Below are 15969 nucleotides of genomic sequence, written 5' to 3'. Positions count from 1 at the left end.
ACGTATTGCTAAGGTTAATACATGCTCCTGTTGTTAGGGAGGCAGCACCTGGTTTTACCCTACGGATTTCCTGCAATAAAATCATCTCCATCAATCACGACAAAAGCCCAATCTCCATCTAGCATGTTGCAAAAATCATAGCCAAACTCTTTCGCAATAAATGTACAATTACTTCTGAATCTGATTTTGTTCTAAAAGTATGTGCTTTCAAAACATCATTTCGTAATTCCTGATGATTATATATTTCGCCATTATGAACCATCCAAGCAGAAGATGTTCCCTGAATAGGTTGTTTTCCCGAATACAAATCTATAATAGACAGACGTTCATGACTCATGATATGCCCTTTTTCCATTATATGCAAATCACTTTCATCTGGACCACGATGTGACATTCTTTCTGAATGTTCTTTTACAAGTTGCGGGTCTTTTCCTTTTCCAATAATGGCTAATATTCCACACATAACTATATATTTTTAATACTTTTAAAATTTTGCGATAACAAATATGGTTAAAATTTTCTTTCAACCCATTGAATTAATAGCTTTTATATTTACAAAGAAAAACGTTCTCAAATTTGAGAGCGTTTTCTTTATATTATTCTATACTGAAACAATTATTCACTTTATGCTTTAGCGTAAGCGTCATCATGAACACTAGCAACTGCTCTACCTGAAGGATCGTTCCATGTTTTTAAATGCCTCATCCCATTCTAAAGCAATTTTTGTACTACAAGCTACACTTGCCTCCTGAGGCACACATTAAGGCTGCGGCATCGCTCTGGAAAATGTTCCGCAAAAATAGAACGATAGTAATATTCTTCTTTAGAAGTTGGTGTCTGCAAAGGGAATTTATATTTTGCATTCGCCAATTGTTCATCCGAAACTTCTTTTGCCACTACTTCTTTCAAAGTATCAATCCAGGTATATCCTACTCCATCTGAGAACTGCTCTTTTTGCCTCCAAGCAACACTTTCTGGCAACATATCTTCAAAAGCCTTACGAACTACCCATTTTTCCATAGGATGCTCTTTATTGATCATTTTGTCTTGTGGGTTAATACGCATAGCAACATCCATAAATTCTTTATCCAAGAACGGCACTCGTCCTTCAATTCCCCAAGCTGCTAAACTTTTATTTGCACGCAAACAGTCATACATATGTAATTTACCTAATTTACGAACGTTTTCTTCGTGGAATTCTTTTGCATTTGGCGCTTTGTGAAAGTATAAATACCCTCCAAATAACTCATCTGCCCCTTCACCAGACAACACCATTTTAATCCCCATTGACTTAATAACTCTTGCCATTAACCACATTGGAGTTGATGCTCTAACTGTAGTTACATCATACGTTTCTAGGTTGTAAATTACATCTCGAACTGCATCCAAACCTTCCTGAATCGTGAATTTAATTTCGTGATGAATTGTTCCAATATGTTTTGCTACAATTTGAGCTGCAGCTAAATCTGGTGAACCTTCTAATCCTACCGAGAAAGAATGTAATTGCGGATACCAAGCATCTGTTGTATCATCTGATTCTATACGTTTTTGAGCATATTTTTTAGCTACTGCCGATGTTATAGAAGAATCTAAACCTCCTGAAAGTAAAACTCCATAAGGTACATCACTCATTAATTGTCTGTGAACTGCCGCTTCTAATGCTTTTTTAATTTCAGGAATACTTGTTTCGTTATCTTTTACCGCATCATACTCCATCCAGTCTCTTTTGTACCATTGTACAAATTCACCATCTTTACTTGTCATATAATGCCCTGGAGGAAACAACTGTATTTTTGTACAATACCCTTCTAAAGCTTTCAATTCTGAAGCTACATAAAAAGTTCCATCCTGATCCCATCCAATATATAGCGGAATAATTCCCATATGATCACGAGCAATAAAATACTCATCCTTTTCTACATCATATATTGCGAATCCAAAAATACCATTCATTTCATCTAAAAAATGAGGTCCTTTTTCTTTATAAAGTGCTAAGATAACTTCGCAATCACTTTCTGTTTGAAAGTTAAATTTCCCTTCAAATTGTTTACGTAACTCTCTGTGGTTGTAAATTTCACCATTTGCTGCCAGAACTAATTTCTTATCTTCTGTAAACAAAGGCTGCTTTCCTGAAGCCGGATCTACAATCGCCAAACGCTCATGTGATAAAATTGCTTTGTCATTACTATAAATACCACTCCAATCTGGTCCGCGGTGGCGAATGATTTTAGACATTTCTAATACTTGAGGTCTTAAGGTTTCTGCTTTTTGCTTTAGATCAAAAGCACATACTATTCCACACATAACTATATATTTTTATATTTTTATTCATTTTGATAAGGCAAATATCCAATAACAGTTACAAATACAAAACACAAATAGCTATTTCAGTTATAATTCATAACCAAAATAGACAATTTACAACAAAAACAAAACAATTAAGAAATAAAAAATAGCATTATAGTTATAATTTTAAATTCTTAACTCCATTTTAGTTTAAAAGTGAAAGAAAAAAGCTTTTTACGAAACACTTTCGATAGTATAATGTGTTTTATTAATTTCAAATTTAAAACCAACTACATTACCCATTAAGTGGGTTCCTAATGGTGACTGAGGTGATAATGCAATCACATTAATTCCATCGATAGTAATCTTTGGTAAAGCTACACTCAAGTACAAATAAATGCCGTTTGCCTGAACTAAACTTCCAATAATAATAGTCGAAGAAACAAAATCAGCATCTATTCTATCCAGAATTGTCTTTTGAGCAATCGCTTCTTTTAATTTATTAGTTAGTTTTTCTTGTTCAATATGCATCATCGACAAAGCTGTTTCATGCTTATCCCCCGCTGAGCCTTTAGCATCATTTTTAGAATCTTCTGTCAACTCCGAAATCATGTCTTTAAAAACATCTATTCGATCCTGAACCATTTGTAAATAATAAGTATGTATTTTTTGTTTGAAAGTCATTTATTTTAAGGTACTAAGTTTCTTAGGCACTGAGATGCTAAGTTTTTTTTCTAACAACAAAGCATATCAGACTCACGCAAAGATCGCAAAAAAGAATCTATTTATTTAATATGGATTTTACTAACTCAAATTAAGAATTTAGCCGCAAAAAATATTTTAGATATGTGGTATGATTTTCACCAATTGCTAAAAAAACAAAACTCGCTAATCCTTTTTTAAGGCTTAGCGAGTTTTGTGTATCCCGATAGCTATCTAAACTACTCTCTTTGCGATTAAACTCTTTAAAAATCAAATTTGTAATTAGCTCCAGCCATAATCTGAAAACCTTGAACTGGGTAATTCAACCATCTTTGGTAAGCCTGATTGGTAATATTATTTGCTTTTAAATAGAAAGTCAATCTTTCGCTGTATTTATACCCTACATGTGCATTTAAATCGAAATAGCTTTTTAATGTAATCGGACTTGCATCTATTCCTAAGCTAGTATTTACCTGCTCGTCTTTTCTTTCTCCTACATAAAATAAATTAAAACCTGCATACCATTGTTTAGTAACATTAAAATCTAAACTTGTACTTAATTTCATTGTTGGCAAATTCCAAGCTTCACTTTGGTGATCATTACTATAACTATTAAAAGTTCCGTTGATTCCGAAAGAAACATTCTCTGAAAAATCGGCTTTTAACTCTCCATAAAAACGCATTGTTGTCATATCATCATACACTATTTGAAAAGAGTTTCCAAAAGCATAATTCTCATTAGCTATATCTTCTGTATAATTATTGCTTTTGAACAATGCTTTATTTCTTTCGTTTACATATGACCCCTGAACTTTATAACTTACATTATTTGCTAATTTCCCTTTTAAACCTGCAAAAATATCAAACTGTTTATCTGTTGGATTAATATTTAATGTTGGAGATAAAAATGGGTTTTGATCCACAAAGTCCATATAAGTATTTTGCTCTAAATTCCCTTCCGCTCCAGCGTAAAAAATCATTAAATCACCAACTACTTTATACGAAGCAGTCACGTTTGGATACACTAAAATTTTACTATTACTATTTTCATTATCTAAACTATAAAATAATTTAGCTCCTAAATTCAGCGTCCAATCATCTTGCTGCATTACAAAACTCGGTGATAATCCAAAATTTGTAAAACCATATTTTATAGGCTGTAAATTTGTTTTCTCGTAATTATTCTCAAAACTTCCACCTACATAATCTACAATTACATCTGTATTAATAGATTGATCCATTATCTCTACTTTAAAAGATGGCTTTATGTAAAATCTATTTTCAGAAGATTTTAAACCATCCGAAAAGTGACTGTATTTCATACTTGCTTTAGTAAAAATCCCATCACTGAAATCAATATTCCCTCCAAGATTAATTCCGTTATACGAATGCTTTGGACTTATACTACTAAGTAGCATTCCACGATCCTGCGGAGTTAAAGTTGAACCAAAATCAACTGGCAGCCCATACCAATTATAAATTTGATTTTGATATCCTAAATCAATACTCCAGGACATATCTCTATTTTTTACTCCATAGATCACATCTAATGAAGTATCATAAAATTTGTCATTAAGATCTATTCCTTTTATTCCTCCTTGTGATGATTGATGCTTAAACATTCCTGCTACATAGTCATTGTTTCCTAATTCCTGCGCAACAAATAATTCAGCATTTAAATTACCATAATTTCCAACTCCTGCAGTTGCATAATTAGTAAACAAATGCTCTTTTTTAGCTTTATCTACTCCTTGTGCATTACCTTTTGAAGGCGTAAAAGTCGATGCTACTGGAAAAGAAAAAATAGTATATTTAATCGTTTCTTTAGGAGCATTTCCTTCATCATTTAAAGAAGGAATTTCTTTTACCTTAAAAGCATCTGAGATTGTAGGCAAATATGCTTTTACCACATTTACTTCTTCGGTTCCAATTGTTTCTTCTTTCTTTTTTGTTTCATCCTTTTTTTGTGCCAAAGTCAACTGTGAACTTAGCAGTAAAAGAAAAGCGATATGTTTATTTTGGAAATTGATTTTCATATTTTATTTTTTTGAGAAAATAGAGAAAAGAGGATAGAAAATAGATTTCAATATCTATTCTCTTTATTCTATTCTCTTTATTCTATATTCTTTGTTCTATTTTCTACTTTGTAATCGATGAATTGGTTTTAGATTCTTCTGCTTTAATAGCACTTAATTCTTTTTCAGCTTCAGAAACCACATCTGGATAAGCTGTAAAATTCTGAATTACATTTTCTAAAATATAAGTCGCCTGATAACTATCTTTTAGTCCATAGAAATTTTTCGCCATTAGCACCAACCCTTTTGCACCAAAATATTTAAATGATGAATAGTTTTTTGCTAATTTTTGTACTGCTGCATTTGAAGCATCATACTTATTCTCTTTATTTTTAAAATAAGCATCATAATACAATGATTCTGCTGCCAACTCTCCTTTTGATGTTGTAGCCAATTTTGCATAAGCTGTTTTAGCCTTATCTTCATCACCAGATTTAATTGCTGCTCTTGCTACAATAATTTGAGCATCACTTTTTACATTTTCATCAGTTTTAGGATTTTGCAATACTTTTTCTGCATACACAACTGAGTTACTATAATCGTTTTTATCATAATAACATTTCATTAGGTTCGCTTGTGCAAATGTTTTATTCTGAGAAGAATCACCTTCGTCTTCTATACGAGACAAAACAGGAATTGCTTTATCACAATCTTTAGCTTTTAAGAATATCTGAGCCAATCGCATTAAAGATTGCTCTGTATATTCACTACGAGGCTGCTCAATTACATATTGATAATTAGGGATCGATTTAGTTTCTGAACCTTCTGCCGTATAGGCTTGCGCTAATTTAAAATTCGCTTCCAGTGCATGAATTCCTTTTGGAAATTTACTCACATAGCTACTCAAACCTACAATCGCTTGTTTAGTATTATTTTGATCATATTGTTTTATAGCCCCTTCAAAAGTATCGTTATCCAAGTCGGCATCTGTAACTGCTACAAAATCCAGCGTACGTACCCAAGTTGCATATTCATCTACTCTTCCGTTATCTACATAAATCAATCTCGCTGTAGAAACCGCTTCAAGAGCCTCTGGAGTTCTAGGGAAGTCAGCGGCAACTTTTTTAAATTTCGCCAAAGCCAATTGATCTCTATCTGAATTATAATAAATTAACCCTTCACGTAAAATAGACTTCGCTGTGAAAGCTCCATTTTTGAACTCAGCAACTAATTGATCATACATTTTAATTGCCTGCTCTTGTTTTTTTACTGCAGCGTATGTATTTGCTAACTCAAACATAGCGTCATCACGATATTCTGATTTTTTATACATCTGAAGAAACCCATTAAGCTCCTCGATTTTTTTGTCATTTTTATTCATAAAACCATAACAAATGGCTTTTTGATAATAAGCATAATCAGCATCAACTCCTTTAAAACTCATCACTTTTGTATAAGCCTCCATTGCCAATGCGTACTTAGAGGTTACAAATCGACAATCAGCTAATCTTAAATAAGAATCATGTAATCTTGAAGTATCTTCTTTTGAATTATCAATTTGAGTTTGAAATGAATTACCAGCATTATTGTATTCTTTTAATTTAAAATACGTATAAGCAATATTGTAATTGACATTTTTAAACTCTGGAGTCGCTTTGGCTGCTGCCAAACCTGCAAATTGTTTATAACTTATTAAAGCATTTTTAAAATCATCATTAAGATATTCTGTTTCTCCTTTCCAAAAAGTAGCACGAGCCGTAAACTCAGGGCTTTTTTGTTCGTTAAGAGATTTCACAAACATCTTAGAAGCTTCTTGATAATTATTATCATTATACAATTCTAGACCTCTATAAAAAAGCACTTTTTGATAAGCTAATCTATTCTCTGGAGATTTGTTTTTTTAAAATAAGTTTAAAGCTTCACTATAATTTTTAGACGAAATATAAGAATCTATCAATAACTTCTCTACTTCTGATTTACTAGAATTATTTGGGTATTTCTTCAAAAAATCAAGCAATACTACTGGTACATTTTGGTACGAATTCCCAATTTCGTAACTCAGCTTAGCATAATTTAAACTTGCATCTTCTTGAATTGCTTTATCATAATCCATTTCGGCTGCATTCTTAAATGCATTTAAAGCTTGTTGCTTTTTATCAGTATTTAAATAACTCTGACCTAAATGATAATATGCATTTTGTGCTACAAAATCTTTTCCTTCAATAATTTTATTGAATTGTGGATAGCATTTTCGTAATCTTTTTGCTGATAGTAAGCATATCCTAATTGGTAAAAATCAGTATTATTCCATTTCCCCTTTTTACCTTTATATTGTACTAAAATGGAATTGCCTTATCATATGCTTTTAAATTAAAATAGCTCTCTCCGATAATCTATTCAATTCTGACTTTTCGATTTCATTTGATTTCGGCATTGCTTTTTGTCCTAAATCAATTGCTTTTTGGAAATTCCCTAATTTAAAATTCATATCAGCCTGATAATACGAAAGCTTTTCTTTGTATTTCTCTTCTCCTGAAACCTCATCAAAATATTTGGTTGCTTCTTTATAATCATCACCTTCATAAGCCATAAATCCTAAGAGAATACTTGGCTTGAGAACCATATTCAGGAGAATTCACCACCTTTATTAAAAATAAGTCGTTGCTTCTTTTTTCTTTTCTAGAATTAAAGTAACTGTATCCTTTCTGGAAGTTAAATTTATCTAAATCGTTCTTGCTCATATAGCTCTCATCTACACGATCAAACCACTGCAATGCTTTTGGATAATTTGCCTGGTCGAAAAAATAATGAGCGGCCTACTTCTATATACGCTTGATTTTGTTTGGTGCTTATTGGGTAATCCTCAACAAAACGCTCCATAAGCTCATCAGCATTTGGCTGATTGGTTCTTATGGCGCAATTAGCAATATAATAAGTACAATCTGCCTTTACTTCTTCTCTCGCATCTTTTTCTTTTACTTTTTCGAAAATAATCTGAGCCGATGCATATTGTTTGTCATTATATAAAGAAACTGCTTTGTCAAAATCCTTTAAATCATAGGTATAAATAGCCGACTTTTGTGCCGAAACCTTAATCGATAAAGGGAAAACTAGTATAAAAATTAACCGTGAAAGTTTGTGCATTGTGATTTTAATTTAATTTTCAAATGTATCATTTTCTACTGGGTATAACGAATTGGTTTTAGTATTTATTATAAACAAAACCACAACTATCATCATTTAACACTCTTATAAAAGCCAACATCCACACACTTATAGCCTTAAATAATGGTATATAAAGGACTATTTCTTTAAATGAGGAAATTTTATTTTGAATACAGCCGTTAACTTATTACTTTTACCATTCAAATTAATTTTATCATGTCACAAACCGTACTGTCTCTTAAAGATGTAGCTATTTATCAAGAAGGAAAAAATATTTTATCTCATGTAAATTTAGAAGTAAAACATGGAGAGTTTATTTATATCATCGGAAAAACAGGTTTGGAAAAAGTAGTTTCATGAAAACTTTATATGGCGACTTACCATTAACAGAAGGTGAAGGTCATATTGTTGATTTTGATTTGGCTACCCTAAAAGAAAATGATATTCCGTATTTGAGACGTAAAATTGGGATTGTATTTCAAGATTTTAAATTACTTCCGGACAGAACTGTACAAGACAACATGCTTTTTGTACTTAAAGCAACGGGATGGGTTGATAAAGAAGGAATGGAACGTAAAATCGATGAAGTCCTTGATAAAGTTGGCATGAAAGAATTTACTCAAAAAATGCCTCATCAACTTTCAGGTGGAGAGCAACAACGTGTTGCAATTGCAAGAGCTTACTAAACGATCCTGAATTTATTCTTGCTGATGAGCCTACAGGAAACCTAGATCCTCAAACAAGTTCAGAAGTTCTTGAAGTTTTAAGAAGCATCAATGCACTTGGAAAAACCATTATCATGGCAACACACGATTATGCATTATTAATGAAATTCCCTTCGAAAACATTAAAATGTGAAGACGCTAGAATTTTTGAAGTAGTTCAGAGAACGGTGTAATACACTTTTAAATTATTTTTCAAAAACTAAGATATCTTGAAAATCTAATAGGGGCTTATCTCCTCTTTTAGACCAAGTTCCGTATATTTTATTTTCAATTTTTAATTTACTTAGCCCTGCCATTTTATATAAATACTTTTCATTAAAAGCGATATTAGCTGATGGTACTTTTTCATTCATCAATCTATATCCTTCATTTTTATATGGAAAAATATAAGTTCCGTTATTGTTTGAAATCATACTCTGATTAATTTCATCATAAACAAAAAATGTAGCTAAACATCTTCCACCAGGCTTTAATACTCTATAAATTTCATTAAGATAATTTTGAATCTCTAATGGTTGCATATGTGTGAAAACTGAAAATAAAAACACAGTATCAAAAGAATTATCAGGATAAGGAAACGTAAAGTTTTAGCTTTTTCGATTTGTTAAGCTATACAAATCATTGTTTAAGGGATATGCTGAAAATTGAAATTAGGAAAATTTATCGTTATATTATTTTTACACCAATTAATGCCTTTTTTAACCAAATCAAATCCCTCGTAGCCGACCATCAGTGTAGAGATAGTTAGTAAGTGGAACTGCAACTCTACCAATACCACAACCAACATCCAGAACCGAATGATTTAACTTTAGGTTTACATATTCTATTAAAAGCTTAAGATGGTGTTTCCCTTGCTCTACGAAGTCTCCCGAGCCAATAAAAATATCTCCTTTATTTGGAACCATTTTCTTTTTACGTCCACTTAATGAATTGAACAGATCAAAAGGAGAGTAATATATTTTTCGTGCAACAAGTCTTGATTTTGGAGAAATAAAATAATAAACAGATCTTAAATTCATTTTCAGTGTTTTACTTTTATATAAACTTGATATCATTTTTATTAACAAAGAGATTTTTTTAATAAAAAGTATTTCCTTTACAAATATATTTTAAAAAACGACAATTAATGCTTTCCATTCTTATTCCAGTATATAATTACAATATTTGTCCTCTTGTCAAGGAGTTACATAGGCAATGTTTAGAATCTGAAATTGAATTTGAGATTATTTGTCAGGATGATGGATTGGATCAATACTTAATTGAAAATAACGAAATAAACCAATTAAAGAATACTTCTTATACTATTTTAGAACATAATATAGGACGTAGTGCAATTCGAAATTTGTTAGCTCAAAAAGCTCATTTTGAAAACCTCCTTTTTCTGATGCATGATACATTACCAATTCATTCCAATTTCATTTCTAATTATATTACCCAAATAGACAACGAAGAAAAAGTCGTTTATGGAGGAATTCAATACCAAAAAGAAGAACCAACAAAATCAGAAATTCTAAGATGGATTTACGGTAAATCCAGGGAAGCTTTATCTGTCGAAAAAAGACAAGAAAACCCATATCTTTCCTTATTAACATTAAACTTCCTGATAAAAAAATCAATTTTTAAAAAGGTATGTTTTAATGAAGAAATTCCAAATTTAAGGCATGAAGACACTTTGTTTTTCTTTTGAATTAAAACAAAACAACATCCAAATAATTCATATTGAAAATCCTGTTTATCACCTAGGAATTGAAAGCAGTGAAACTTTTTTAAAAAAATCGGAAGAATCTGTAAGTGGATTAAAATATCTAGTCGACAAAAAGCTTATAGACGTAGAATATGTCAAACTTTCGTGTTATCATAAAACAATAGACAAGTATAAACTTTCAGTATTTTATGGAAAATTATTTTTGTTTTTAAAATCATTATTAAGCAAAAACTTATTGAGTGATAGCCCCTCACTTTTTATCTTTGACCTATACCGATTGGGTTTTTATTGTACTTTAAAAAACTAAATATATGCCTTTTTTTTCAGTTGTTATACCGTTATACAATGCATCTAGTCATATTGAAAATACTTTAAAGAGTGTTTTTGACCAATCCTTTACAGATTATGAAATTATCATAATAAATGATGGTTCTAGTGATGATAGCGAAATCAAGGTCCTCAGCTTAAAGGATTCTAGAATAAGTTTATACAACCAACAAAACCAAGGTGTCTCTGTTGCAAGAAATTTAGGAATCGAAAAATCTAAAGGAAAATTAATTGCTTTTCTTGATGCTGATGATTATTGGTATTTTAATCACTTAGAAACACTATTTAAATTATATAATGACTTCTCCAACTGCGGTATTTATTGCTCTCGCTATAAAATAAAAACAATATCAAAGCAATTTTTAATTCCACATCACAAGGGAGTCGAAAAGTCATTTTCAGGGATTATCGAAAATTATTTTTATTCGAATACTCCATTTCGAACAGACATGGACTTCGAGCTTAGCAATTCCAAAGGAAATTCTATTGAAGTATGGAAGTTTTACACCTGGAGTTACAAATGGTCAGGATTTAGAATTATGGACAAAAATTGGTATCCAGCACACTGTAGCGATAAGTAATAAAATTACGGCTATCTATAATTACAACACTCCTAATAGCCTATCAAAGAAGAATATTAATACTATGAAATTAATGGATTTTAGTCAATTTAAAATTGCTGAAAGTAAAAACTCATCTCTTAAATTTTTCTTGGATTTATACAGAATTGAATACAGCTTACGTTATCATACATTTGGATATAAAACCGAAAAAGACTTTTATTTAAAAGATGTTGATAAACAAAATATTAATTTAAAGATTCAATTTTTATTAAAATCTACCCAGTTTTTCTTTGCTCATACTTTTTAAAGTAAAAAATTATCTAAAAAAAACGGGGCTATACTTTTCTATTTACGAATAGAAAAGTTCATGAACTCCTCAAAATCTCTTATATAATCCGCTTCTATGTAGACCTCTGAAGCCACAACCAAACAAACAGAACCTGAAGAAAAATTCTGCAGTTCTCTCCAAATTCCAGGTTTAATCAATAAGCCTTCAAATGGTTTATTCAAAGTAATAATTTTTGATTCTTTCCCATCATTTAAAACAACATCAAAACTACCACTTAATGCAACTAAAAATTGTTGCAAATTTTTATGAGCATGCCCACCTTTTCTGCCCCACTTGGAACATCATACAGATAATACACTCTTTTAATATCAAAGGGAACTGTGTCGTGTTCTATTACGGAGAGATTCCCTCTTCGATCTTCAATTTTAGGAAGTGAAATCAGACTTATTTTGCTCTTATTGTTTTCCATAATTCATGACTTCAATTTTTTTTCGCCCTTTATTAAAATTATCAACTGCTTTAAAAGAAAAATTTATTTTTAACTTGTTTTGTTTTAAATCAAAGAACATCTTTATCATCAACCAAAATACATGATTTGTTATTAAACTGCGACTTAATATTGCTCCATAAATATAATATTTATGTAAACTATCTATTTTATTTGAAGATGTTAAACCTTCATGCTTTACAATTATCTGATTTTCAAAAGCAATCTGTTGATCTTTACGCTTTAAATCAAACAAAAAAACAGCCTCTTCTCCCATTTCAAAGCTACTTCCTAAACGAAAATTTTTGTCAAATCGGATTCCAGTTAATCCTAATTTTTCTTTATTTATAGTCATTTCAATAGAACTGACATTCAAAATTCCTAAACTATTTAATTGTAATCTAGATCTATTAGAATACTTTTTTAAACCAACTCCTTTTTCTTTGATTGCACAGAAATTAATTATAGTTGCTTTATTGAATTTATTATGTGCTTCAATAATTTTTTTGATAAAATTCTTTTGATAAATTACATCATCGTCCGCAATTAATAAAATTTTCCCAATTGCATTTTCTATTGCTAAATTCCGACTCTTTGATAAGCCAACATCAAAGCTATTAATTACTCGAACGGAAGGAAATTTAGATGATAAAGTTGTGGTTTTAGACTGGTTAATTATAAGAATATTATAATTGGAAAAATGCTTTAAAGGAAATATTTGAAATAAAAAATCGAGATTTGTCTGATTCATTGTAGAAATCAAAATCTCGATATCATTTTCTGTAAAAACCTTTTCCATTTTTTATTTTATACTCACAAATATAAGTTTTTTTTGAAATAAAGATCTAAGACAATATAAAGAGGAGAAAAAAGCAAAAAACTTTTGACTATCGCAAAGTATGTTTGATAGAATAATTAAGGTTTTAAAATTGATTAATTATTACTATTTACTATTCCAAAAATCAACATATTGTTGAGCCACTTGTATATAATTATGATGCTGCTCTACAAATCTTCTGCTATTTTCTGAAATTTCAGAAATAATCATTTTATTCTCTATTAGTTTTTCCAATTGGCTGTAAATATTCTCTTTCACAGGAAATACATTAATAATTGGACGATTATTATTTTCATTTAACAATTCATACATTTCTGGTTCTCCTCCTCCTACTAAAACCAAACCTTGCGCCATACCAATTAGACCATTCATACCAGGAGTGTATGAATAAAGCTGATCTAATAAAACATCTGATTCTGACATAATTTTCACATATTCCATCCAAGGTAAGGAAGTAACTTTATTTACTACAACCTCTTTGGGGTAAGCTTGCTGAATTTTCATCACTTCTTCAAGAAATAAATCAGTGCCTTTCAATTTCGTTTTAAACTTTTGAATACCAATAAAAATTTTGATTTTATCCTCTTGAATTCCTTTTTGTTTATACTGAAGCAAATCAGTATTAATAGGCAAAGGAATATATTCTAATTTATCTTTATAGTAAGGTTCATACGCTTTATAATACTCGTACAAACATGAGATTACACCAGTACAAGTTTCTGCAATTTCAATATTTGCATCTTGAAATTGATTTCCTAACCATTCACACTTATAAATATCAAGAGGCTTTTCTCCGATAAATAAATCAGTATATCTAAGTGTTTTATTTTCTACACATAACTTCTCCCAAAAATAATCAGTCCCAAATGCACCTAAAAAAACTTTATCATTATTTTTTAATAAAAATCTGTAAAAATGAAGATTTCTTTTAATCTTTAAATCCAAAAATGAAGGATTATTAATCTGTACGATATCATAACCTGTAAATTTCTTAAAGATATTATGTACTCGGCCCAAGTATTTTACTGAGTTGAAAAAATCGTATCCAGAGCGAAACAAATCAATATCTCTATCATTTCCCATCCATTTGCACCCATCAGAAGCTACTGTAACATCATGCCCTAATACTCTTAACCCTTCTGCTAATGTATAATGAAGAGCACTATATTCACCTAATAAAAGAATTTTCATATTTTTTACATTATTATATTCAGCAAAAAAATAAAATAATCTTTCCTGAAATAAACACTTCAAATTATAAAATCAAAAGAAACACATTTCTCTAACATAGTATTTGATTCTTATTTTTTATTAGAAATTCTTTACTTCCTTATGTTTTAAAGATTATTTTCATGAATTACAACCAACGAATACATAACTATTATAACATATTAAATTTTTAAAGTATTATCCCTTTTTAAACTCAAAAATAATTTAAAAATTTCTTTTAGCTCTTCTAGTTTTAATATCCAGCAAATAAATAAATAAGCTAAAACTCCTAAAATGGCTCCTAAAAACAACTGAAATATTAAATTATCTATAAAGTAACATATCGCAAATACTAAGACAGCCATTCCTATTGTTGCTGCAAAAATGGGTAGCATATCCTTTAATTGTTGTACAGCCCCATAACCATAAAACTTACCCGGCAAATATGCATTTATTATGAATGATATTGCTGATGTAATAACATGACCAATAATAATTGATTTTACGCCTAATGGAATTGTAATTATCATTGCTACGATGGTTAAAGGTAATTTGGACAGATCAACTTTCAAAAATAAGTCTGAGCGACCAATTGCATTCAATAAATTCATATTAATTGCACTCATAGGAAAAAAAATACGAGCAAAAACCATCCATTGTAAAAGTGGAATTAAAGAGATCCATTTTTCTGTAAGTAATAATATAACAATTGGTTTTGCCAACAAAGCAATCAGAGTCATTAAAGGAATAATAAAAAAAGCTGACATTCGAATCATACGACTGTAAACAGAAACTAGTTTTTCTTTATCATTTTGTAATGATGCAAGAACCGGAAAAGTGGCTTGTTGCAAGATGCTAACTATAGTTCCAGCTGATAAATCCGCAAAATTCTTAGCTCTTGTATAATAGCCTAGTGAAGCAATTGGATAAAACTTACCTAGACAAATATTATATATATTGTTAAGAACTTGAGCATACAAACCTGCTATTAATAACTTTGATCCATAACCAAATAAAGATTTAAATGCCGTTTTTGAAAAAGTAACAGAAGGCGTCCAATTACTTAAAAACCAAAAAGATAAAGATGAGCTAAAAGCTCCAATAAGCATTTGAATAACTAATGACCAAACTCCATATCCATTCATTGCAGCTACTACTCCACACAATCCGCCAGTAATCATCCCAATAACATTACTTTTTGCAATGGATTTGAAATCAATCTCAATTGTCAGTTTAGTTCGTTGAACTATTGCAAAAGCATTTAAAAACAAAACCAAACCTAAGATTCTTGTCAAATCAATTAATTGAGGTTGCTTAAAAAAAAAGAGATATAAGGTGCTGAGAAAAATAATACCAAATAAAAAAAACTGCTTATAACTAAATTGAATACAAATAGAGTCGAAAAATCAACTTTAGATCTATTTTGACGTTGAATTAAAGCTACTCCTAATCCACTTTCGATAAAAGTCTGTGATAGCGCTATAAAAATAGTTAACGCCCCTATTAAACCAAAATCTTCAGGCAATAAAATGCGTGCAAGTATTACACCTACAACAAATTGGCCGAACTGAGCAGCAAATTTATCTACGGCAGACCAAATAATTCCTTTTATTGCGATTGCCTTTAGAGAAGAATTATGCATCTAAAAAAAGATTAAG

Annotated in this window: 9 protein-coding genes and 7 pseudogenes; 5 read left to right on the top strand and 11 right to left on the bottom strand. The window is 30.3% G+C overall.

Annotation, left to right across the window (positions count from 1 at the left end):
* Positions 1 to 68: 68 nt before the first annotated feature.
* The 5 genes and pseudogenes from AC1RYN_RS09495 to AC1RYN_RS09475 form a co-directional block, all read right to left on the bottom strand.
* Positions 69 to 463, bottom strand: a pseudogene (locus tag AC1RYN_RS09495) (asparagine synthase B); the annotation flags it as partial.
* A gap of 161 nt (positions 464 to 624) precedes the next feature.
* Positions 625 to 2304 (bottom strand): annotated as a pseudogene (asnB, locus tag AC1RYN_RS09490) (asparagine synthase B).
* A gap of 216 nt (positions 2305 to 2520) precedes the next feature.
* The gene (locus AC1RYN_RS09485; protein WP_481806777.1) at positions 2521 to 2970 is read right to left on the bottom strand and encodes a hypothetical protein; all 450 of its coding nucleotides are present in this window, start codon (positions 2968 to 2970) and stop codon (positions 2521 to 2523) included.
* 281 nt (positions 2971 to 3251) lie between these two features.
* The gene (locus tag AC1RYN_RS09480) at positions 3252 to 5024 is read right to left on the bottom strand and encodes a TonB-dependent receptor (protein ID WP_481806776.1); all 1773 of its coding nucleotides are present in this window, start codon (positions 5022 to 5024) and stop codon (positions 3252 to 3254) included.
* Between the two features lie 103 nt (positions 5025 to 5127).
* Positions 5128 to 8147: pseudogene (locus AC1RYN_RS09475) on the bottom strand (tetratricopeptide repeat protein).
* Positions 8148 to 8384: 237 nt separating this feature from the next.
* Here AC1RYN_RS09475 and AC1RYN_RS09470 point away from each other — a divergent pair.
* Positions 8385 to 9066: pseudogene (locus tag AC1RYN_RS09470) on the top strand (cell division ATP-binding protein FtsE).
* Positions 9067 to 9078: 12 nt separating this feature from the next.
* On the opposite strand, the pseudogene AC1RYN_RS09465 reads toward AC1RYN_RS09470, so the two are convergent.
* Positions 9079 to 9459, bottom strand: a pseudogene (locus AC1RYN_RS09465) (class I SAM-dependent methyltransferase); the annotation flags it as partial.
* 141 nt (positions 9460 to 9600) lie between these two features.
* Positions 9601 to 9912, bottom strand: a complete 312-nt coding sequence (locus AC1RYN_RS09460; protein WP_481806775.1) for a hypothetical protein — start codon at positions 9910 to 9912, stop codon at positions 9601 to 9603.
* A 107-nt stretch (positions 9913 to 10019) separates the two neighbouring features.
* On the opposite strand from AC1RYN_RS09460, the gene AC1RYN_RS09455 reads away from it, so the two are divergent.
* The 4 genes from AC1RYN_RS09455 (at position 10020) to AC1RYN_RS09440 (ending at position 11795) form a co-directional block, all read left to right on the top strand.
* A complete protein-coding gene (locus AC1RYN_RS09455; protein WP_481806774.1) occupies positions 10020 to 10580 on the top strand; it encodes a glycosyltransferase in 561 nt (186 codons plus the stop codon).
* Positions 10555 to 10905 (top strand): hypothetical protein, encoded by a 351-nt coding sequence (locus tag AC1RYN_RS09450; RefSeq protein WP_481806773.1) that lies wholly within the window; start codon positions 10555 to 10557, stop codon positions 10903 to 10905. Before AC1RYN_RS09455 ends, AC1RYN_RS09450 begins: the two co-directional genes overlap by 26 nt.
* Before the next feature lie 4 nt (positions 10906 to 10909).
* The gene (locus AC1RYN_RS09445) at positions 10910 to 11506 is read left to right on the top strand and encodes a glycosyltransferase family 2 protein (RefSeq protein ID WP_481806772.1); all 597 of its coding nucleotides are present in this window, start codon (positions 10910 to 10912) and stop codon (positions 11504 to 11506) included.
* Positions 11507 to 11570: 64 nt separating this feature from the next.
* On the top strand, positions 11571 to 11795 hold the full coding sequence (locus AC1RYN_RS09440) for a hypothetical protein (protein WP_481806771.1): 225 nt from the start codon (positions 11571 to 11573) through the stop codon (positions 11793 to 11795).
* Positions 11796 to 11833: 38 nt separating this feature from the next.
* Here AC1RYN_RS09440 and AC1RYN_RS09435 read toward each other — a convergent pair.
* From AC1RYN_RS09435 to AC1RYN_RS09420, 4 genes and pseudogenes are all read right to left on the bottom strand, one after another.
* Positions 11834 to 12246: pseudogene (locus AC1RYN_RS09435) on the bottom strand (sugar 3,4-ketoisomerase).
* Positions 12233 to 13063, bottom strand: a complete 831-nt coding sequence (locus AC1RYN_RS09430; protein ID WP_481806770.1) for a glycosyltransferase family 2 protein — start codon at positions 13061 to 13063, stop codon at positions 12233 to 12235. The pseudogene AC1RYN_RS09435 and the gene AC1RYN_RS09430 overlap by 14 nt, the downstream one beginning before the upstream one ends.
* Positions 13064 to 13207: 144 nt before the next feature.
* The gene (locus tag AC1RYN_RS09425; RefSeq protein ID WP_481806769.1) at positions 13208 to 14293 is read right to left on the bottom strand and encodes a glycosyltransferase family protein; all 1086 of its coding nucleotides are present in this window, start codon (positions 14291 to 14293) and stop codon (positions 13208 to 13210) included.
* A 200-nt stretch (positions 14294 to 14493) separates the two neighbouring features.
* A pseudogene (locus AC1RYN_RS09420) lies at positions 14494 to 15953 on the bottom strand (lipopolysaccharide biosynthesis protein).
* Between the last annotated feature and the right edge of the window lie 16 nt (positions 15954 to 15969).

This window comes from Flavobacterium sp. TC780, assembly GCF_056783245.1.
This window is presented reverse-complemented; position numbering and strand designations above follow the sequence as displayed.

What these genes read in the sequence shown, in the direction of transcription:
- AC1RYN_RS09485 (WP_481806777.1), bottom strand. Translation starts at nt 2,970, where the DNA reads ATGACTTTCAAACAAAAAATACATACTTATTATTTACAAATGGTTCAG.
- AC1RYN_RS09460 (WP_481806775.1), bottom strand. Translation starts at nt 9,912, where the DNA reads ATGAATTTAAGATCTGTTTATTATTTTATTTCTCCAAAATCAAGACTT.
- AC1RYN_RS09440 (WP_481806771.1), top strand. Translation starts at nt 11,571, where the DNA reads ATGAAATTAATGGATTTTAGTCAATTTAAAATTGCTGAAAGTAAAAAC.
- AC1RYN_RS09430 (WP_481806770.1), bottom strand. Translation starts at nt 13,063, where the DNA reads ATGGAAAAGGTTTTTACAGAAAATGATATCGAGATTTTGATTTCTACA.
- AC1RYN_RS09425 (WP_481806769.1), bottom strand. Translation starts at nt 14,293, where the DNA reads ATGAAAATTCTTTTATTAGGTGAATATAGTGCTCTTCATTATACATTA.
- AC1RYN_RS09450 (WP_481806773.1), top strand. Translation starts at nt 10,555, where the DNA reads ATGAAGACACTTTGTTTTTCTTTTGAATTAAAACAAAACAACATCCAA.
- AC1RYN_RS09445 (WP_481806772.1), top strand. Translation starts at nt 10,910, where the DNA reads ATGCCTTTTTTTTCAGTTGTTATACCGTTATACAATGCATCTAGTCAT.
- AC1RYN_RS09480 (WP_481806776.1), bottom strand. Translation starts at nt 5,024, where the DNA reads ATGAAAATCAATTTCCAAAATAAACATATCGCTTTTCTTTTACTGCTA.
- AC1RYN_RS09455 (WP_481806774.1), top strand. Translation starts at nt 10,020, where the DNA reads ATGCTTTCCATTCTTATTCCAGTATATAATTACAATATTTGTCCTCTT.